This is a genomic window from Paenibacillus germinis, from assembly GCF_013141785.1.
Lineage (GTDB): Bacteria > Bacillota > Bacilli > Paenibacillales > NBRC-103111 > Paenibacillus_E > Paenibacillus_E phytorum.
In genome coordinates, this window is sequence record NZ_WHOC01000156.1 from 1 (window position 1) to 20,436 (window position 20,436).

Genomic DNA, 20,436 nt, shown 5'->3' on the forward strand with positions numbered 1-20,436 from the left:
TCCATAAGGATGAAAATCATCCTTATGAGGGGCCATACCCGCGGGCGGCGCGGGAAAGCAGAGGCATAGCGATGAATAACATCGCTATCTCGCGGCCGCGGCCGAGCAACCCCTTCATAAGGATGAAAATCATCCTTATGAAGGGCCAAACCCGCGTGTGGCGCGGGAAAGCAAAGAGATAGCGATGAATAACATCGCTATCTCGCGGCCGCGGCCGAGCAACCCCGCCATAAGGATGAAAATCATCCTTATGAGGGGCCAAACCCGCGTGCGGAGCGGGAAAGCAAAGAGATAGCGATGAATAACATCGCTATCTCGCGGCCGCGGCCGAGAAGCAGTTCCATCTTTGCTTAATGCGGCAGTAATCATGTGGTAGGTGCTTTGGAATTCGTGAAAGTTGTCCTCGTCTATTTCATCTTGTCTGCTATATAGGCGCCTGCGACGGCAATATTAATTAGTACAGCAAGTAATGGATCATTCGATTCCTCCCCCAAGATATCTTCTCATCCATCGCCAGCGATCCGTTAAAGCAAAAAACGGATTCCACTTCAAACCGAAGGGATCCGCTTGTTTGTGCTAGATTTGTTAATGCTAGATTTACTTGTTTGTACTAGATTGGCTAGATGTCTTGCTTGTGCTAGATCTCCGTGAGTATCGTGAGAATAACGGGTCTCCTGCCCGTCTTTTCATAAAAGAGTTTTCCTAGGACTTCTTTTACGTTCGTTTTAAGCACATTCCATTGATTCACGTTTTCTTTTTGAAGCCTGTTTATCGTTTCTGTTGCTAGAATATTGGCTTGATCCATCAGGTCTTCCGACTCTCGAACATAGACAAACCCGCGGGAGATAATATCCGGACCGGACAAAATTTTACCGTCACTTTTACTAAGCAGAAGGACCACGATCAAGATACCATCCTCGGCCAGTTGTTTACGGTCACGCAGAACAATGTTGCCAACGTCCCCTAATCCATCGACAAGGGTATTCCCCGCGTACTCTTTGCGGCTCTGAGTTGCGACCTCGTTCTTGATATCCACGACATCGCCATTATTTAAAATGTAGATGTTAGCTGGGTCCACGCCGACACCTTCAGCCAATATACGGTGCTGATGAAGCATTCTAAACTCGCCATGAATCGGTATAAAATACTTGGGCTTCATCAGTGTGAGCATTAACTTCAGCTCTTCTTGGCTCCCATGTCCGGATACGTGCATGCCTGTAGATGAGCTCGAACCATAAATGACTTCAGCCCCTAAACTAAATAAATTATCGACAGTCCGCGACACATTGCGTTCATTTCCCGGAATCGGGGATGAGGATAGAATAACGGTGTCTCCACGCATGATTTCAACTTGACGATAATTGGAACGGGATAATCGCGATAATGCAGCCATCGGTTCTCCTTGACTACCGGTACATAAGATCGCTATTCGATCTGGAACCATACGATTGACTTCCCCCGCTTCCACCAGCATCCCATCAGGAACTGTTAGGTAACCAAGCTCGGAAGCAATTCTCACAACATTGACCATACTACGGCCAAGTAAGGCTAATTTTCGATTCGTTGCCTGAGCAGCATCAATAACTTGCTGAAGTCTATGAACATTAGAGGCAAAGGTGGCTATGAACACTTTTTGCTTCGCTTTATGAAAGGCATCTTCTATATGCTTGCCTACAAGACTTTCCGAAGGTGTGTACCCAGGGCGCTCAGCATTCGTGCTTTCAGATAAAAGAAGTAGAATCCCATTCTTCCCGATCTCCGCCATCTTATGAATGTCGGGGTATTGATTATTGACTGGGGTTAAATCAAATTTGAAATCTCCCGTATGTACGACCGTTCCTTCTGGTGTATGAAAGACAACTCCCAAGCAATCAGGGATACTATGATTTGTTTTGAAAAAGGTAGACGTGATCTGTCCAAGCTCGATGCTCGAATCGGAGTCAATCTCAATAAATTTCGTATCCGCAAGCAGTCCAGCCTCTCTCAGCTTACTTTCAATTAGCCCTAGTGTTAGCCGAGTTGCATAAATCGGCATGTTCAATTGTCTTCGTATATAGGGAATGCCCCCGATATGATCTTCATGTCCATGCGTAATAATCAGTGCGCGGACTTTATCGCTATTTTCAAGTAAATAGGTAATATCCGGAACGATCAAGTCAATACCGAGTAAAGTTTCATCCGGAAACTTTGAGCCACAATCAATGACAATGATATCATCTCCATATTGCACCACATACATATTTTTACCAATTTCGTTAATTCCGCCTAAAGAGAAAACAGACAACTGATTTTCTGTCTTGCGCACCTGAAAAGCCCCCTATTTTTACATATACGCTTTAATTTTTCCACATAAGGGATAACCTATACTCCGATTTGCTCTAGATATCCAATTTTTGAAATCGTTGCTTAGTATCAAAAACACAAAAAGGATCCGCGCGGGATCCTCTTTGTTAATTTATATTAAGCCAGAGTAGCAGCGGCATTCGTACGCTTTCTGGCGTAGCCGCGATAAATAAAGGCGAAGACGATGGTCAATATGGCGATTCCGACCATGCCCCAGATGAGATTGTCAAACGCGCGCTCGGTTGGCAATGACTTCTGCAAGACGAGTGCACTCCCCGAAATGGCTACGGCGAAAGCCCCGCTGAAAAATTGCAGCAGCTGGAATAAGCCCATCCCGGAGCCGATCCGTTCCTTCGTCAACTGCCGGGATAGCTCGTTGGAGACCGCACTGGAGATAGAAGTGATGCTGATACTCGTCAGTATATAGACGACAGCAAGCCCATAAAAAGAATGGACGGCAGTCAGCGCGAGCAATACGGTTGAAACCAACAACAGCCACGGCGTGTAGCGGAGGAGCGCGTCGTTACCGTATCGGTCGATGAGGCGGCCAACACGGTTGGATACCAGCATGGCAAGGAGCGCGCCTGGAAAGAGCACAAGACCCGATACTGCCGGAGTTAAATGAAAAACTCTGGCCAGCATTTGCGGGGCGAGGAACAAGAAGGCGAAGCTGATCATGTAGGCGCTAATGCCGATGGCACCAAGCGCCAGATATACTCTGTCGCCGAATAGGGCTGGCAGTACGAATGGATTCGACGCTTTGCGGATGCGCACCGCGAACAAGGCCAGAGCAATCACGCCCACTACGAGTGCAACCGCGCTCTTGGATGTGAGGAAGAGCAGCAAACCCGTCGTCCCCATCCCGATCAGGACGGCACCAATGAAATCGAACGAGCCTCGCGCCGCCTTTTCCCGGGGCAGTATTAGCAGGAAAACCGGGATCAGCAGCAGGGTTAGGCCGGTGATCACAAATAGGAAATGCCACCCCAGATACTGAACGATCGATCCACCGACGACAGGACCAAGCCCGAGGCCAAGTGAGGCAGCTGACAAAATGAACGACATTGCCATGCCCCTGCGGGACACCGGAATATAACGAGTGACAAGCACGATCGCGAGCGAAGGAATGGCTCCAGCGCCTGCCGCCTGAATAAGCCTCGTGAAAAGCAACAGCCCAAATCCATCGCTGAACATGCCAATCACGGATGCCCCGCCCAATGCCAGCAGCGCCGCCGTGAAGAGTCTTCGAATGGGCACGAAATCGGACAATCGGCTAAAAGTAATCGATGATATAGCAAAGACGATGGAGTAGCCCGTCACGACCCATGACGCCGTCGAGGGGTTGAGAGCGAATTGTACGGCAATTTTGGGCAATGCCAAATTGAACATCATTGTGTTCATAACGACTAGAATTATGGTCATGCAGAGTAACCAAGAGACCGTCCGTTCTCGCATAATACCGGGCACCTCTGGTTCGGATGGTTTCTCTACTTGCGGTAAATCGGTTGACATACGAATACTCCTCCACGCTCAAGATGGTCTATCTCAAGGTTACATAACTATAAACCGAAGTTAACTATCTATAATCAATTTCGTTACAGTTTAGCATGGCGGCATTCGCATGTCAATGAACTTCTCATCGATAAGCTATAACAAAAATCACAGCCAAGAGCAACAAAAACAGCTACCATATATCTATGATAGCTAAGAATAGTCATATTAGGGGAAGTGCTTATCTATGAAAAAAGAACACATTATTCACTTTAAAGTTATCCACAAGGATAGCATACAACTTTTAAGAGGGCTTATATTCTTAGATGAAAATCAAAAACCTACCATATATGATTTTCAACAATGTTTAATAGACTGCGGTCACGATGTTCGTATTGAAAATACAGAACAGGCTATTTTCAAGGCAAATAAACCTGGGGAGCAGTATTCGATTCAGATTTTAAGAGACCAAGAAAACAATACAAGAGATTTGAATGTCGAGAATTTAGCTAAAAGCTTCATGAAAAGCGAGCCTACAGCCTAGTAATGTAATGATTAGCTAATGATCACTACTAGGCTGCTGCTCCCCTGGCCCTGCCCTCAAAGCCACTGCGAGAAAAAGGCGTGTCCCGCAGCGTGAAATCCCGGAGGCAGCGCATGCCCCATGAACGGATGAACCTCGATCGATTTGTCAACAGATGCGATCCGATTATATGCGGCAAAGATCGTCTCGGGTAAGCAGGTCGTGTCCTTTAGTCCGACCGTCACATGCACGGGCAGCGTAATTCGATGGGACAAATTCATGATGTCGAAATAACTAAGCGTCCGCAGCACCTCGTCAAGGCGGTCCGGGAAGCGAGTTACGAATTCCGCAGCTTCGATGAGTGAACTGACCGATTGGAGTATCCCCAGATCCATGTGGCACATATTCGGTACATGTGCGATTACTGCCCGTAGGTTAGGCTCCAAAGCGGATACAAGCAGCGCCAATCCGCCTCCTTGGCTGCCGCCAAAAACAAACACTCTCTCGGGGTCTATCTCTGGCATTGCCATCGCACACCGTACAGCACGCAGGGCATCGATAGCTACTGCCCGATAATAGGAACCCTCAGGATCGAGAATCCCCTGTGTTATCCATCCTTTGGTCATGCCGTATTCTTGCGGCAGCCCGTTGCCGGTCTCTCCTCCTTGCCCCCGGACGTCGACGGCGAGTACCGCATACCCCATAAGCAGCCAAGCAGCGTGATCTTCCGGTTGACCTTTGGAACCGGAATAACCGTGAAAGGTTACGATACAGGGAAGTGGATGACGCAGTTGGACGGAGGGCAGCATATACCAGGCGTGAACCAGCGTATTTGCTGCACCCTCCAATACAACTTTGTAAACTTCGGCCTGTAAGAAAGGGGAGACGACCGGCTCAATCGTATATCTCACGGATTCTGCTTCTTCCTGGGAGACACGATCCCAAAAATCTTTAAGATCCGTTGGTGCCGTCAACTCCGGCACATACTGTTTCAAAGAATGAATCCGTGTTTCTATTGCGTTCATCGCTACACTCCTCGGTTAAATTTGTCCGTTTAATTATACAATTTTTCTACGAGATACCTCTACCACGGCGTCAATCTGCGGTACTGATCCAACGTAACTTTGCCGAGCAAATCCTCACCTTTCACGAACCGGTGCAGCTCATCGACGATGAAATCACAGAGCTCGCGCTTCAATATTCCATGAAACCCGCCAATATGCGGCAAGCATAACACGTTCGGCATCGCCTGCAGCTTATGATCGACTGGCATCGGCTCTATGTCGTAAACATCAAGGGCTGCATGTATCCTACCTTTGCTCAGTTCTTCCAAGAGCGCCTCTTCTTTCACAATAGGCCCGCGAGCCGTATTAATGAAGAGCACCCCGTCGCGCAGCAGTCTTAGCTGTTCCGCACCGATCATCCCTTGCGTGCGAGGTGTCCACGTATTGTGCAACGAGACGATGTCGCTGCGCTCGAACAGTTCATTCAGACCACAGAGCTCGACGCCCTGCGCAGCCGCTTCCTCCTGCGTACAGTAGCTGGAGTGCAGCAAGATTCTCGTGTTAAAAGGCTGCAGCATCCGGATCACCTGCTTAGAGATTTCCCCGTAGCCGACCAGGCCGATCACTCTTCGTGTCACGCCGAGAATCGTATCGCGGTTGTTATTGCTCCACTGCCCCTCTTTAAGACGATTGCTGTACCCCGCTAAGTCCCACGCTCCGGCAAACATCAGTGAACATGCACACTCCGCAGTCGAGAGCGCAAGTACTTTATTAGCCGATGTTACGGCAATCGAAGTATCGAACACATCCTCTTTGACGATTGATGCTACACTACCTGCTCCATGGCCGATAAACTTCAATCTCTCCGCGCGCGCGAGCACTTCCGGAGTAAATCGAGGCGAACCCCATGAAGTGATGCAGGCATCATAAGAGCCAATTCGTTCCGACAAGTCCTCACTTGTAAATTTCTCATTCAAGGTAATAAAATCAACCTCGGAAAAGCTGGAAAGCTTATTCAGAGTGAGCTCCTGCCAAAATAATTCACGTAATCCAGCGTCAGCGATCGTAATTAATGTTTTCATAGGCTTAACCCTCATTTCATTAGGCTTTGAAATAATTCACGCATAAATGCAACATACGCAGGAAGAATAGTTGCTGGCTCCATACCGGGAACTTGCAGCTCCCTGCGCCATTTGGTTTCCCACTCCAGGGAGTAATAACCGGTATAGCCCATTCGCTCAAGCTGATCTACAATTGAAGCAATCGGCACCAGCCCCTCGCCGACCTTGGTGTACATCCAGTTCGACTCCAGCGGATCTTCAAAAGGGACGCCGTCTTTGACATGTACATGAACGCACTGCGAGCCGAGTAACGCAATTGTCTCCGCCGGCGTCTCTCCTTCTTCCAGTGGATGGATAATATCATAGATAACCGCGCAATTCGCTCTATCTACATCATCCAGCAGCTTGCGAAGCGAGCGGCCGGTGGCAAATTCATTATGCGTCTCGATCCATACCTGCACACCGTAAGAGACCGCATAATCGCAAGCTTGCTTAATCTGGGTTACGATTTCAGGATATGGAATAGCAGGAACTGGATTGTCTCTGCGGTTATTGAAGTAGCCAAGGAAAATCCGCACTCCGCCAGCCTTCAAATCACGAGCGAGCGAAACGACCTTTTTAAAATTATCGAATTGCTCGGCATCCCCTTTTTCGCCTGTGAAACATACACTTGAACCAATATTGGTGATTCGGATGCCCGCTTCCTCGAATTTCTGAAGCGCTATTTCCCGCTCCTTCTGCGCCATCTCGGCGGATATGCCCCAGGCGGATCCTTCCCTCAGCTCCATTCCGCTAAAACCGCATGCCTTGGCAAACGCAATCATCTCAGCCAAAGACCAGCCATCGCAGGGGAGCGTGCTAAATGCCAGATGCTTCATACTGCTTTCCCCATTTCCTCCCAGATCTAGTGGGCAACTTAACTTCCTCCTATTATTGCAGCGAAACTCAGTAAACGCTTTCCCTTTTCCATGTTTCTTTTGCACAATTCCTCGAATCTGTGTACCATTATCTTTAGCTAATGATTTACGGATGAATTTAGTGGAGGTCATGTATGTCTGATTATCCGATCTATGTCTACAAAGGGTTACTCGACGAGCAGTTTCCTTTTAAAATCGAAGTTCGAACGCCACTGAATATGAATCGTTTTCAGCATGCTCACGAGCACCTTCAGCTGTGCTACATGATGTCCGGCAGTTGTCTTCATTGGGCGGCAGGCAGGCAATATGTGTTGACCAAAGGCGATCTCTTCTCGATTCCGCCCTTTCAAGAGCATCGCTTGGAACCCCGTGATTCGATGGATTTTGAGATGATACAGGTCGATTTCATGCCCCATGCGATTAATGAAAGCTTTCAGGATCTGGCGCAAATGCAGACGTTCGTCGATTTCGCCTATATCAGACCCCTTATTTCCGAAGCCGATCTTTTGCCCAAAATGTCGTTCCCTCCTCCTACACAAACCGTTGTCGAGAACCTGCTGAACGTCATTCTCTCGGAATGGGAGGAACAAGAAGAAGGCTACCGGTTAGCGATCAAAGCCGAGCTGCTGAAGCTTCTCGTCATTACCGGCAGGCAGTATAAACGCTATTCCCAAACGCAAAGTCAACATGAGCGCAACAGGGTGGCACATCATCGAGAAGCCTTCTATGAAGCTATTGGATACATGGAAACGCACTACAATGAGGATCTCCATTTGGAAGAGGTTTCCGCTAAGGCATTGATGGCTCCATCGTATTTCAGCAATATGCTCAAGCTGGTGCGGGGCAAATCGTATATCGAGCTCTTATCAGCCATTCGTATTCAGGCATCCATGGAGCTGCTAGGGGGAACGGACCTCAATGTGACCGAGATTGCTACCCGTGTGGGCTATAATCATATAAGTCATTTCAATAGAACGTTCAAGAAGCACGCAGGCGTAACGCCAGGCGACTATCGTAGGCATCAAACTTAGATGAGGTGAGCTGAAGAGAATGATCCAAGAGACGGATAGAATAGTAAAGAACCCCCTTTCATGGAGGCTGTTTTTTGGCATAAAGCTTGCTTTTGATTTAGTTTTAACCGGTGTTTTTTATTTTCAAAATTCAATTACGATTTTTTGGGGCCTAAGCTTTGTGGTCTTTTCATTGGTGATTTTTCTTCTGGTTCATTTATTTTATTTAAAGATGCAAAAAAAACACACCTGGCTTTTTCACATCCTCATCTTAGATTTCTTGGTATCCGCTTCCTATGGTTATGTATATATAGGTGGAAATTTCCCGAATCATCTATTTATTGGAATTACAACCTTAGCGATTTTAATGTTTTTAAAGAACACCCGAATGCTAATTATTACATGCTTACTACTGCTGGTCGTGTATATTATTACGATGGGAAGCATTGATTGGTATTTATTTAAACGAATCGATGAAATTGGCTACTTTATTACCTGTTCGTTCATTATTTTCGCAGGTATTGTGAGCGCTCTAATCAATTTTTATCAACGCGCACGTCGGGATACGATGCAGTTGTATGCACAATTGATGCAATCCCATGAGCGACTTCAGGACTATGCTCTCAAAACGGAGGAGTGGGCAGCGACTAGGGAAAGAGTGCGCATTGCACGAGAAATTCATGATACGGTAGGTCATAAACTGACGGCATTATTGGTTCAAATGCAAGCGGCTCGCAAGCTAAGCAGTCTGGATCCTTTACGCAGTGAACAAACCTATCTGGCCTGTGAAGATCTAATTAGATCGTCTTTGCAAGAGGTCCGGCTTTCGGTAAGGGCTATTCGAGATGAGCCTGTTACGTCCACTTCCTTAAATGATAGCCTCGGGAAGCTTACGGAGGAATTCACCAAATTTGCCGAGGTTCAAACCACTTTTGAAGTAAATGGGACCCCCGTCCCACTGCCAGGTGATCTCCAATTAACGGCTTATCGAATTGTACAGGAATCATTGACGAATGCTCATAAACACGGCCATGCGAAAAATGCGAAAATCTTGTTAGCCTATTCGGAGACTGGTTTCTCATTGTGCATACGTAATGACGGAGGGGTTCCTGCCCAACTGAAACCGGGGTTTGGTTTAATTAATTTGCAAGAAAGAGTCAAGGAATGGAATGGAAAGGTGCATTTCGGCATGGATCAGCAAGATGGTTTTGCTGTCGAAGTGCAATTCCCTTATCCATTAACGGAATTGGAGCGTGTACATCATTGAAAATCCTCATCGTAGACGATCAGAGGCTCATGAGAGAGGGACTTGCGACCATCATCGGGTTGGAACAGGGCATGGACGTCGTTGGAACAGCGGTTGATGGGAGAGATGCCTATACCAAGGCGCTCGAATGGCGACCGGATGTGGTGTTGATGGATATCCGAATGCCTGGCATGGATGGCGTGGAAGGAACGGAATTGATTCTTAGAGCTTTACCAGAGACGAAGGTACTGGTTCTGACCACTTTCGATGACGCGGAGTTAATTTTGAGAGTTTTGGAAAAAGGCGTCCATGGCTATTTGTTGAAAGATATGCCATCTGAGGCGATCGTAAGTGCGATTCAAACTGTATACAATGGCGGGACTGTACTTCAACCAGATATAACGGCAACGCTTCTTAACGAGTTGAAAAAAATGTCGGAATGGAACCCGGATAACGCTCATCCTTTACCTATCAATGAGCCTGCCCAGCTCAGTCAACTGACCGAACGGGAGAAAGAGGTACTAGCTTTATTGGGCCAAGGATTAAATAATAAAGAAATTGCAGGCTTACTTATTATCACCGAAGGTACAGTGAAAAATCACGTTTCGAATGTCATAGCTAAGTTAGGATTGCGTGACCGAACACAAGCTGCCGTATTCTCAGTTCGTCATCAAATAGAATTATAAGGCATGACTTTTGGCATAGAGTATGAGATTAATCATGCTTTAGCGATCAAACGTTCTGCCTTTTTCTTTGTGAATACATGACTTCTCACAGATTTGCTTACGTTTTGTTCTTGCTAAAATCAGAGTGTAAGAAAGACAAAACTAAAAAATATGATACGAGGAGTTATTAAAATGAAGAAAATAAAAATCACCTACTGGGTAATCACGATTTGTACGCTCATAGGATTCTTACTCAGTGCCGTCAATGAGCTTTTACAAACCCCAAAAACATTAGCAGAATCGACTCAGCTGTTGGGCTATCCTGCCTACTTTCTGACTATTCTTGGAGTAGCCAAACTCATAGGTATCATTGTTCTTCTTATTCCAAAATTCAACAGGCTAAAAGAATGGGCATATGCCGGCTTTACTATTGATTGTATTGCAGCATTTTGGTCAGAAAACGCTGTCGGAAATCCTATGGGAAGTATTAAGTCTGTCGTAGTCTTATTGTTTGTTCTGCTGTCCTACTACTTCCTAAGAAAAATGCAGAAAGGTATGGAATTAGCTTCTTGAGAATCTAGAGAACCTAATACGGAGGCGAAGGGAAAATGAATTTTAAAAAACCTAAATTATATGTGCTGCCCATTGCCCTATTCGTCTTTATTGGTTATTCCATTTACGCTTCCTTTCACAAAGATGGAGTAATAAAAGCTCAAGAGGTGTTAACTACAGTTAGTGAACAATCGAGCACCAATTACGATACCGCTATTTTTGCTGGAGGTTGCTTCTGGAGTATGGAGTCGCCCTTCGAAAAGCTTGATGGTGTCTTGCGTGTTGTAACCGGATATACAGGAGGACAAAAGGAAAATCCGACCTATGCCGAGGTGTCTACTGGAACTACAGGCCATCTAGAGTCGGTGGAAGTTCGCTTTAATCCGGATCAGATTACGTATGACCAGCTGCTTCAAGTTTACTGGCGAAACGTCGATCCTACGGATGCAGATGGTCAATTCGTTGATCGTGGCAACGAATATCGTTCCGTCGTATTTTACAATAGCAATGAACAGAAAGAGATGGCCGAAGCATCCAAAGAGGCATTAGGTTCATCGGGACAGTTTGATAAGCCGATTGTAACGAAGATTTTATCTGCATCAACGTTTTACAAAGCGGAGGAGGAACATCAGGACTATTTCAAAAAAAATCCAATCAGCTACAAGGTAAATGAACTCGGCTCTGGTCGGGCTGCATTTTTGAATAAAACTTGGGGTAAAGATCGGGTCGTGATTCCCGAAAAAATGAATGCATATAAAGATTTTAACAAAGAAGAAAAGTTGAAAACGTTGACTAAGCTCCAATACGACGTAACTCAGCATGATAAGGACGAGCAGCCGTTTCACAACGAGTATTGGGATAACAAAAAAGAAGGTATTTACGTGGATATTGTTTCGGGTGAGCCATTATTTAGCTCCAAAGACAAGTTTGATGCGGGTACGGGCTGGGCTAGCTTTACGAAACCGTTGGTGCCAGACCATATTATATTTAAAGAAAAACGTGACTTATTCTCGGTCGTTACCCAGGTCAGGAGCCGTTATGCCGATTCCTTTCTAGGCGATGTGTTCAACGACGGACCCGAGCCCACGGGACTGCGTTTCTGCATTAACTCTGCAGCTTTACAATTCATTCCGAGAAATGACCTTGAAGCAAGAGGATATGGCTTGTTTGTCAAGCAATTTAATTCCTAAGAGCTCAGCAAAACTCTCCGCAGGGATGTATGATTCACCTCTTCGGAACAATCAGGGTGATCGTCGTCCCTTTTTCTAATTCAGAATGAATAGCGATTTCACCGCCAATGCTCTTGGCTCTTTCCTCCATACTGAATAGCCCCACTCCTTTGGAGCCGCCAATGCGAATAAAACCTTTTCCCCGATCTTCGATGCGCACTTCAACGAATGAATCTTTATCATGAACGAACACCTTAGCTTCTGATACATCTGCATACTTGGCTACGTTGGTAAGAGCCTCCTGTATAACGCGGTATATGGTCGTTTCCTCCAAAGCTCCCAGTCGCTTACGCAAATTGCTTTCAAGTAAGACACGTATGCCGTAATGCCCCGTGTAATTTTCTATATAGGTTCGAATGGCCGGCACTACACCTAAATCATCCAGAACAGAAGGACGGATTTCCCACGCCAAATTGCGAACTTCCTCAATGATTCCGGAAACAACTTGCCTAAGCCCGACTATTTCAGACTGCTCACTTTCCCCAATGACTCTATCCATCTGTATCAACAGTGAGAACAGACTCTGCCCGATACCATCATGCAGCTCACGCGAAAATTTTCTTCGTTCTTCCTCCTGAATTTGCATGACTTGCGACATCATAAGCTGCAGCTCTTCTTCGACACGCTTTAATTGCGTCACTTCGTTACGAATCGCAAGATACTGGTAGGGTTTCCCTTGCTCATCCACGAATGGCACAATCGTCGTATCTACCCAGTAGAATCCACCACTTTTCGCTTTATTTTTGATCTCTCCGCGCCATACCTTGCCAGAGGTAATCGTTTGCCACAAGAGGGTCATAAATTCCTTCCGATGATAACCCGAGTTAATAATTCGGTGGTCTTGACCGAGAAGTTCAGCACGTGAATATTGGGAGATTTCGCAAAATTTATCGTTCACATATTGAATTTTCCCTTTATGATCCGTGACGGCAACAATGGAAGATTCATCTAGGGCAAACTTAACATTGGACAGCTGCTTGAGAGACTGTTTCAGATCAGCTTGAAACATGGAGTCCGTAATATAATCATCCATGCGGGCTATAAGCTCCGTTACATTTTCACCAATCACTTCTGGATACTCTTTATTTACATCCTTACTCAAAATTCAACAATCCTTTCTTCACCGCAAACTTGACCAACTCTGGTCTCGTTTTGAGCCCTAGCTTCTCCATCACGTTGCTCTTATGCGATTCAACTGTTTTTACGCTAATAATCAATTGTTCAGCTATTTCTTTATTGGAAAATCCTTTGGCAATCAGAGACAGAACTTCCTTTTCACGTTCAGAAAGGGATTCGTAAGGACCGATATTTTCTCCATGCTTCAATCGTTCTATATATTCACTCATCAGCCGTTTGGTTGCTGTAGGATACAGATAGGCGTTTCCTGATGCTACTGAGCGGATGGCAGTCAACAGCTCCTCATGCGGAGCACTTTTCAAAATATACCCTGAGGCGCCTGCGTGAATTGCTCTAAACAGGTACTCGTCATCGTCATGCATCGTCAGAACCAGCACCGCTAAATCCGGCATCAGGCGCTTCAATTCTGTTGTCGCTGTAAGTCCATCCATGCCATGGGGCATGTTTAAATCCATTAATACGACATCCGGCTTAAGCAATTCGGCTGCTTGAATGCCTTCTTTTCCATCGGCAGCCTCTCCGATAACTTCCATGCTATGCTTACCATTCAGCAGGCTCATTAATCCCGACCTGACTACGGCATGATCATCAACTACTAGAATTTTAAGCATACCCATCCTCCAATAAATCGATTAGAACTACCCTATCATCACTCATATTATATTAATAATAACAAATAAAATGAATTCCGGTAATGGAACTCATTTTACTATTTCCCCTGTATTGTCCTTCAGATACCAAGCCAGAGCAGGGAGACCTTCCTGAACGACAAGGAGCTCTGCCTGAGCATATCTGGGCTGTGTTCTTTTTCCGATGAACAGCAAGCCTTTTATCAACAGACTATCGGAATCCGTCAAAATTGGAAATACGGCTGCAGTCTGCAGCTGCTCGGCAAGTAGGACAGGACAATTACGTCGCACTTGATCGGAGTCAGGATGCGAGTCATCGAGCTTCACCCATCGGCCGAGACGCAGGACGGAACCAGCTAATCCTTGACCCGATTTAATCACCATTTGCCGATAGCGTTCATTTCTGCTGCCCGAAGCATATTTCCAACGTATGCGCTGGGCTTTGTCGTGCAATGGCGCCAGTGCGATAAAATCACTTGACGTTAGGCTTCGCAAACGCTCCAACTCTTCTATGATGGTTGCATCCCCATGAGCCATCTAGACCACCTCCATTTCCTCTTTGCACCAGAGCCGATTTATTTTAATTAACATTGTAGACGTTTCCACTCATCTTGTATGTCAGGGAAAACCCTGATTTCGCAATCAGGACATTGCGCTTATTCACCTGCAAATCACCTCAGAGTCGTCAGGAAAGTTAAGGATTAACTGTGATTTATCTCACACCAAATAGGGAGTTTCCCCTCTAAAGATCAGCAGAACCCCCGATAAACAAAACCATCTGAACCCGTTAAGATAGAGATAACAAAGAAACGTTGAGGAGTTGGTACAGATGGCTGTTAACGGTATTCTAGCCTTTTTTTCTGAAGAGAATTTCCATAAATTACAAAGCATTATGTATGTGAAGCATGCGGAGAAAGGTGATTATCTGTTTTGGGAAGGTGATGTCGCGGATAAATTGTACTACGTAATAAAAGGCGGAGTGCGCATCACCAAGCTGTCGGAAACGGGTAAAAGCTTCATCATATCGCTGCATCAGGCGGGTGATTTATTCGGTCAGATCGATCCCTTTCAGAACTCTGTACAAAGCTATAGTGCAGAAGTAACAGCTGATTGTGAGATTGGGGTCATTCAACGCAAAGACCTCGAAGTCTTACTTTGGCAGCATGGGGATTTGGCCATTGAGTTTATGAAATGGATGGGGCTTATGCACCGCATGACCGAAACGAAGTTCCGCGATTTAATGATGTACGGAAAACCAGGTGCCCTCTGTTCGTTACTTATCAGACTCAGTAATTCTTATGGCGTTCCAAACGGTGAGCATACGCTGATCAATTACAAGATCAATCATACAGAAATGGCCGATATGATTGGAGCTACTCGGGAAAGTGTCAATCGGATGTTGAGTGATATGAAAAAGGAAGATGCTCTTGAGATACAAAATGGCCAAATTGTGATTAAGGATTTAACCTATCTCCGCGATGTATGCCACTGCGAAAACTGCCCGAAAGAGATTTGCCGCATGTAGCATCCCGATTGAAATGGTCCAATTAACTATGAAAAGAATGATTCAAGGTCCGTTAGCACTTTCTCCGTTAAAGGAATTACGAGCTGTTCTTCCATCGTAAAGTGATCATTTAAGATTAAACAGGCCTGTATGAGATGCGCCGCAGCCTCAATCAGCTGTTTTTTGATGACAATTGGCGTTAAATCGATGATGGTTTCATGGAAGGTCTGGATAAATGAAATCGCCAGCTGATGATCCTTTTCCAGTACCCAAAAGGAGGGCGTTATCGATGGAGCCGATTGCCGGTGAAAATAATCAAGCAGAAATGGAAACAACTGCTGGTCCTCCCATTCGGCGTGGCGCTCCAGTGCCTCCACAAAATCAGCGGTTTGCTGCCTTAGCTGCTGCAAGACCTGAACGCCCTCAGCAGGATTATCCAGCAGACTCACTTCCTTAGCGCTATGTTCGAGAGCCTTTAGCTGCTGTCTTAATTGGCTATGCTCTTCCTTCAGACGATCCGTGGCAAAATCAAGTTCATCTGGGTTGGATGAGGCTATTCCTAACATGCAGGTTATTGAAAGTGGTGCCATATTCATCCCTCCAACATACGTCGTTTGCTTCTATTTCTAGTATAAATTCTTTGCAGATTATCGCTGTGAGAAACATCACATCTACGTTTTTAAGATTCTGCTATATTTTTGGAAAGTGCTTATTGGAAGAAATCATCACAGAAAAGGCAGAATGGGGACTGACGAAGATGAAGAAATTTAAATGGAGTATAGTCAAGAAAATGGTACTTGGCATCACGTTAGTATCCACCGTAACCTATGGGACAAGTGCTTTTTTTATTTTTACCCTGCAAGGTTTATTTAAAGATTACATGCCGGATTGGTTGTTCATCTGGATCACCCTTTCTTTGGGTATATTCTGGACAGGATTTCTAGGATGGATTGCGGCAAAATGGTTCATTAAACCCCTACTCCAGCTTACAGATGCAGCTAATGAAGCTTCCGCAGGGAATTTACAAATTACGATTACTCCAAGTAAATCAGATGATGAATTAAGAGAACTCAGCCTTTCTTTCTCGCTGATGATCGGAAACTTAAGAGAAATCATTGATGGAATTTCAGTCAACTTCATAGGGACCGATATGCATGTGGATGAATTGAGATCAGCGATTGGACATGCTGCAGCTCATGTGGAGCTGATAACAACGACGATTGAAGACATATCCCATGGAGCTGAACAGCAGTCGAAATCCTCGGAAGCCATGTTCATGTCCGTCGAACAAATCATGAGAACCACCGATGACATCAATAAAAAAGCCCATGATGCCCGGCATTTAACGACGCAAATGATTATTACCATTAAGGATAGTGCAAGAGTGATTCATTCTTTAGTTAATGGGATGCAAAGCCTTGCGATTTCTAATCAAGAATCCATACATACTGTTCGACGTTTGGAAAGCAATGCGAAGCAAATCAGCGAAATTTCAAGCGTTGTTGGTGAATTCGCCAACCAAACCCATTTATTAGCATTGAATGCTTCTATTGAGGCTGCAAGAGCCGGCGAACATGGCAAAGGCTTTGCCGTAGTGGCTGGTGAAGTGAAGAAGCTCGCCGAGCAAAGCTCGCAGGCCGTTCATGACATTAATCAGCTTATCGATCAAATTCAGTCTGAGGTCAAGAATGTCGTCTCGAAAATTACACAGCAATTCGAAATGGTCAATAAAGAAACCGCGAATGGGGAGACAACCGCTTCAGCGCTTCAAAGTATCGTTGGTGAAGCAAATCAGGTCGATCAGTTCGTGGATCATATTGCATCCATGGTCTCGAGCCAAGCGGATCAAGTACAGCTCACCTTAAACGAAGCTCGAGATGTCACCGACATTGCCTCCAAAATATCTGTAGGCGCGAAGGGCGTATTTGCTTCAACACAGGAACAGACGGCCGTGATGGAGCAAATCGCTGCATCCTCCGATGTATTGAGAGATCAATCCGCCAGTTTAAAGAAACAAATTGAAATCTTTAAAGTGAGATAAATCAGTCTCTGTCCTTGGATGAAAATAGCTTTCCTACATGCGCTGCTGTAGCATGTAGGAAGGCTTTTATCGTACGCTGGATCGAGCTTGGTCATCCATGAAATAACGGTTACGCCCTAAGCCTTAATGCAGAAACCTTCGCTTACTTATCCACGCTATCGAATCGAATGTTGCTAAAAAGAGGCCGCCTATTGATTCATTATGCTTCCTCACCACTGGTAGGCGTAACTTCAAAATTCGATTTTAGTGTCATTCAGCTTTTGTGAGGGTAGATGGACCATAGTGGTTAACAATGTTGCATTTTCTACAACAATTCACATGCCCAAAGGCTATTTTACAACTTAAAGTTGCATTTTCTACAACATTTCGAGCCCATTTCTTGCGAAACGGCTTTTATAGGACCAAATTGTTGTACATTATGCAACAACGAAGGGAAAGAGGCGAGATTTAGGCAGAAATTGTTGCACATTTTACAACATCATTCAACAGCGAATGTGGTTCTATTCATCCAGCAACCTCAACCCAGCATATATGACGATTGTTTCCGATTTAGGGCACCTCCATGAATGAATGAATCGACAGTATCAAAAAATACAACAATTTCAGGCTTCAAAGAAAGTCATTCTTGTATATTGAAAAACGCTTCGATCCCTTCGGGAGGCAGCGGTCGGCTTAACCAATATCCTTGTATCGAATCACAATGGAGGTCCTTGAGAAAAGCCAACTGATCTTCCGTTTCCACGCCCTCGGCTATCACTCGGAGCCCCAAACCGTGGGCCATATCAATCACGGCCTTGGCAATCGAGGCGTTCCCTCGATCCATTTCAATGCCCTGAACGAAGCATTTATCAATTTTCAAAATATCAATGGGATACTTTTTCAAGTAACTCAAAGCGGAATGTCCCTTGCCAAAATCATCAATAGCTAACTCCAATCCGATCTCTTTAAAATCATGCAGAACCGTCAGTACCGACTCAATTTGGTGTATGCTAATGCTTTCGGTAATTTCGAAGCATAGATAACTCGGATCTAGCTCCGTTTCCTCCAATATCTGCTTGACCTTTTCAATCAAATTCTTATTCTTGAACTGTCGGGGCGACAGATTGATAGCACATTTCAATGGAGGATAGCCTGCAGATTGCCAGGCCTTGTTCTGCTCACAAACACTGCGCAGCACCCATTCTCCTATTTCGACAATTTGACCATTTTCCTCTACGATCTGGATAAACTCGTTCGGTGACACCATTCCCATTTCGGGATGCTGCCAGCGAAGCAAGGCTTCTATGCCGTTGATCCGGCCCGTTCGAATGTCCATTTGCGGCTGGTACACAATTCTTAATTGATCTTTTTCCAATGCTTTTCGTAACCCGTTTTCTAGCTTCATTTTCCGGTAGAAGGTTGCGTTCATATTTGAAGTGTACAACTGATAATTGTTGGATTGTTCCTTGGCTCGATACATGGCCGAATCGGCTTGTTTGATTAAGGTTTCGCTATCAATCCCATTCAAGGGATAAATGCTAATTCCAATACTTGCTGTTATAAACAGCTCCTGTTCGGCTATCAAGAAAGGAAGGGCTAGCTCCTCCAGTATTCTCTGCGCTACAAGCAGCGCGTCTTCGGTTTCATCAATGTGGGGTAGAATAACAGTAAACTCATCACCGCCCAATCGTGATACCGTATCGCTGGATCGAACGCAGCTTTCCAGCCTTTTGCTAGCGTTCTGCAGCAGTTGATCTCCAACTGCATGTCCCAATGTATCGTTAATCAGCTTAAAATGGTCGAGATCAATAAACATCAGGGCAGCAGAGTGGCCTTGACGCTTAGCCTGCACAATCGCATGACTCAGTCGGTCATGAAATAGAAATCGATTCGGGAGCCCGGTCAATACATCATAATGAGCCAAATATTTTAAATTCTCTTCGGCAAGCTTACGCTCTGTAATATCCGTGAAAACTCCGACATAATTAGAGATTCTACCATTCTCATTTCTTACGGTATTAATCGTCAGCCATTCCGGGTAGATTTCCCCATTCTTTCGCTTATTCCAGACTTCGCCCTGCCAGCTGCCCGCTTCATGAATCGATGCCCACATTTGAATATAAAATTCGGCATCCTGCACCCCGGAATGTAACATGCGCGAAGTTCGACCTAAAGCCTCAGCTTCCGTATAGCCAGTTGTTTCGGAAAACGCCGGATTGACCGATAAAATCGTTCCTTTTGTATCCGTAATCATGATCCCTTCACTCGCGGTTTCGAATACCCTGGCATGCAGCTGCAATTTTTTTTCAGACTTCTTGCGCTCCGTTATGTCCATGAAAATGCCTACATAATTGGATATTTTACCTTGCTTATCCCTCACAGCACTGATCGTCAGCCATTCGAGATATAGCTCCCCATTCTTCTTTCGGTTCCATATTTCACCCTTCCAACCGCCCGTTTCATGAATCGTTGCCCACATATGAATATAGAACTCAGGTTTCTGTTTGCCGGAATACAAAATACGTGGCGTTTGCCCCACCACTTCCTCCTCCGTATAGCCTGTTGTCGTTGTAAACGCAGGATTGACCGATAGGATGATGCCTCCAGAATCTGTAATCATGATGGATTCCATAACCTTTTTAAATACACGTGCATAAAGCCGCAGCTTATCTTTCATGTACGATTATCACCTCTAGGTCAGCGACTTCTTTCACGTGAATATGACTAAATTAGGGTTGAATCTCAAAAACGTTCGTTAAGCGTGTGAGCTCGAATAGTGCTTTGACATCCCCCTGTAGACCCAGAATGACCACCCCGCCGCCATTAAGATGGGCTCTCTTCTGAAGCGCAACCAATACGCCAAGTCCGGAACTATCGATATAGTCCACCTCGGATAAGTTAAAAACAAATTGCTTACACCCTTTGTCCATATAGGGAAATAGCTTTTCCCTTATGATCGTTGCTTCGTCCACATAAATTTTACCCCTAGGCGTTACCTTCACCTGTCCGTCGAACACTCGAACATCTAGAAACATTGTTACCCCTCCAGGTCCCTATTTCCCAGCCTCACTTCATTGTGAAAAAGCACCAGCTTTTATTCACATA

20 protein-coding genes are annotated in these 20,436 nt (G+C 45.4%); 9 read left to right on the forward strand and 11 right to left on the reverse strand.

The features are described 5' to 3' along the window. A partial coding sequence (locus GC102_RS39165; protein ID WP_216628203.1) for a hypothetical protein occupies positions 1 to 182 on the forward strand: 182 nt, incomplete at its 5' end. Positions 183 to 637: 455 nt separating this feature from the next. Here the strand turns inward: GC102_RS39165 and GC102_RS28990 are convergent. Together GC102_RS28990 and GC102_RS28995 are read right to left on the reverse strand one after the other, a co-directional pair. After that, a complete protein-coding gene (locus GC102_RS28990; protein ID WP_171692598.1) occupies positions 638 to 2,305 on the reverse strand; it encodes a ribonuclease J in 1,668 nt (555 codons plus the stop codon). Between the two features lie 155 nt (positions 2,306 to 2,460). Continuing rightward, positions 2,461 to 3,855 (reverse strand): MFS transporter, encoded by a 1,395-nt coding sequence (locus GC102_RS28995; protein WP_171692599.1) that lies wholly within the window; start codon positions 3,853 to 3,855, stop codon positions 2,461 to 2,463. 226 nt (positions 3,856 to 4,081) lie between these two features. Between GC102_RS28995 and GC102_RS29000 the strand changes: the two genes are divergently transcribed. Next, the gene (locus GC102_RS29000; RefSeq protein WP_171692600.1) at positions 4,082 to 4,378 is read left to right on the forward strand and encodes a hypothetical protein; all 297 of its coding nucleotides are present in this window, start codon (positions 4,082 to 4,084) and stop codon (positions 4,376 to 4,378) included. 56 nt (positions 4,379 to 4,434) lie between these two features. Here the strand turns inward: GC102_RS29000 and GC102_RS29005 are convergent, their stop codons facing one another. From GC102_RS29005 to GC102_RS29015, 3 genes are read right to left on the reverse strand one after another with little or no spacing between them, the layout of a single operon-like run. Continuing rightward, a complete protein-coding gene (locus GC102_RS29005; protein WP_171692601.1) occupies positions 4,435 to 5,382 on the reverse strand; it encodes an acetylxylan esterase in 948 nt (315 codons plus the stop codon). A 59-nt stretch (positions 5,383 to 5,441) separates the two neighbouring features. After that, entirely contained in the window at positions 5,442 to 6,443 is a 1,002-nt protein-coding gene (locus GC102_RS29010; RefSeq protein WP_171692602.1) for a hydroxyacid dehydrogenase, read from the reverse strand. 11 nt (positions 6,444 to 6,454) lie between these two features. After that, on the reverse strand, positions 6,455 to 7,300 hold the full coding sequence (locus GC102_RS29015; protein ID WP_171692603.1) for a sugar phosphate isomerase/epimerase family protein: 846 nt from the start codon (positions 7,298 to 7,300) through the stop codon (positions 6,455 to 6,457). A 173-nt stretch (positions 7,301 to 7,473) separates the two neighbouring features. Here GC102_RS29015 and GC102_RS29020 point away from each other — a divergent pair, with 173 nt between their 5' ends. The 5 genes from GC102_RS29020 to msrA all read left to right on the forward strand — a co-directional run bounded on the left by GC102_RS29020 (position 7,474) and on the right by msrA (position 12,002). Beyond that, on the forward strand, positions 7,474 to 8,370 hold the full coding sequence (locus GC102_RS29020; protein ID WP_171692604.1) for a helix-turn-helix transcriptional regulator: 897 nt from the start codon (positions 7,474 to 7,476) through the stop codon (positions 8,368 to 8,370). A gap of 367 nt (positions 8,371 to 8,737) precedes the next feature. Continuing rightward, the gene (locus tag GC102_RS29025; protein ID WP_246321177.1) at positions 8,738 to 9,616 is read left to right on the forward strand and encodes a sensor histidine kinase; all 879 of its coding nucleotides are present in this window, start codon (positions 8,738 to 8,740) and stop codon (positions 9,614 to 9,616) included. Next, the gene (locus tag GC102_RS29030) at positions 9,613 to 10,281 is read left to right on the forward strand and encodes a response regulator (protein WP_171692606.1); all 669 of its coding nucleotides are present in this window, start codon (positions 9,613 to 9,615) and stop codon (positions 10,279 to 10,281) included. Before GC102_RS29025 ends, GC102_RS29030 begins: the two co-directional genes overlap by 4 nt. Positions 10,282 to 10,452: 171 nt before the next feature. Then, the gene (locus tag GC102_RS29035; RefSeq protein WP_171692607.1) at positions 10,453 to 10,833 is read left to right on the forward strand and encodes a DoxX family protein; all 381 of its coding nucleotides are present in this window, start codon (positions 10,453 to 10,455) and stop codon (positions 10,831 to 10,833) included. A gap of 35 nt (positions 10,834 to 10,868) precedes the next feature. Next, positions 10,869 to 12,002: a peptide-methionine (S)-S-oxide reductase MsrA gene (gene msrA / locus GC102_RS29040; RefSeq protein WP_171692608.1), complete on the forward strand. Its 1,134-nt coding sequence runs from the start codon at positions 10,869 to 10,871 to the stop codon at positions 12,000 to 12,002. A gap of 34 nt (positions 12,003 to 12,036) precedes the next feature. Here msrA and GC102_RS29045 read toward each other — a convergent pair whose 3' ends face one another. The 3 genes from GC102_RS29045 to GC102_RS29055 form a co-directional block, all read right to left on the reverse strand. After that, on the reverse strand, positions 12,037 to 13,143 hold the full coding sequence (locus GC102_RS29045; RefSeq protein ID WP_376769418.1) for a PAS domain-containing sensor histidine kinase: 1,107 nt from the start codon (positions 13,141 to 13,143) through the stop codon (positions 12,037 to 12,039). Then, positions 13,136 to 13,789, reverse strand: a complete 654-nt coding sequence (locus GC102_RS29050) for a response regulator transcription factor (protein WP_171644910.1) — start codon at positions 13,787 to 13,789, stop codon at positions 13,136 to 13,138. Before GC102_RS29050 ends, GC102_RS29045 begins: the two co-directional genes overlap by 8 nt. Before the next feature lie 90 nt (positions 13,790 to 13,879). Beyond that, the gene (locus tag GC102_RS29055; protein ID WP_171692609.1) at positions 13,880 to 14,344 is read right to left on the reverse strand and encodes a GAF domain-containing protein; all 465 of its coding nucleotides are present in this window, start codon (positions 14,342 to 14,344) and stop codon (positions 13,880 to 13,882) included. Between the two features lie 292 nt (positions 14,345 to 14,636). Between GC102_RS29055 and GC102_RS29060 the strand changes: the two genes are divergently transcribed. Beyond that, positions 14,637 to 15,332, forward strand: a complete 696-nt coding sequence (locus GC102_RS29060) for a Crp/Fnr family transcriptional regulator (RefSeq protein WP_171692610.1) — start codon at positions 14,637 to 14,639, stop codon at positions 15,330 to 15,332. 26 nt (positions 15,333 to 15,358) lie between these two features. Here GC102_RS29060 and GC102_RS29065 read toward each other — a convergent pair whose 3' ends face one another. Next, positions 15,359 to 15,901 carry a hemerythrin domain-containing protein gene (locus GC102_RS29065; protein ID WP_171692611.1) on the reverse strand — a complete coding sequence of 181 codons (543 nt, stop codon included), beginning with the start codon at positions 15,899 to 15,901 and terminating at the stop codon, positions 15,359 to 15,361. A 167-nt stretch (positions 15,902 to 16,068) separates the two neighbouring features. Between GC102_RS29065 and GC102_RS29070 the strand changes: the two genes are divergently transcribed. Then, the gene (locus tag GC102_RS29070) at positions 16,069 to 17,352 is read left to right on the forward strand and encodes a methyl-accepting chemotaxis protein (protein ID WP_171692612.1); all 1,284 of its coding nucleotides are present in this window, start codon (positions 16,069 to 16,071) and stop codon (positions 17,350 to 17,352) included. 619 nt (positions 17,353 to 17,971) lie between these two features. On the opposite strand, the gene GC102_RS29075 is transcribed toward GC102_RS29070, so the two are convergent. Then, positions 17,972 to 20,008 (reverse strand): bifunctional diguanylate cyclase/phosphodiesterase, encoded by a 2,037-nt coding sequence (locus tag GC102_RS29075; protein WP_171692613.1) that lies wholly within the window; start codon positions 20,006 to 20,008, stop codon positions 17,972 to 17,974. Between the two features lie 52 nt (positions 20,009 to 20,060). Then, positions 20,061 to 20,366 carry an STAS domain-containing protein gene (locus GC102_RS29080; protein ID WP_171692614.1) on the reverse strand — a complete coding sequence of 102 codons (306 nt, stop codon included), beginning with the start codon at positions 20,364 to 20,366 and terminating at the stop codon, positions 20,061 to 20,063. Between the last annotated feature and the right edge of the window lie 70 nt (positions 20,367 to 20,436).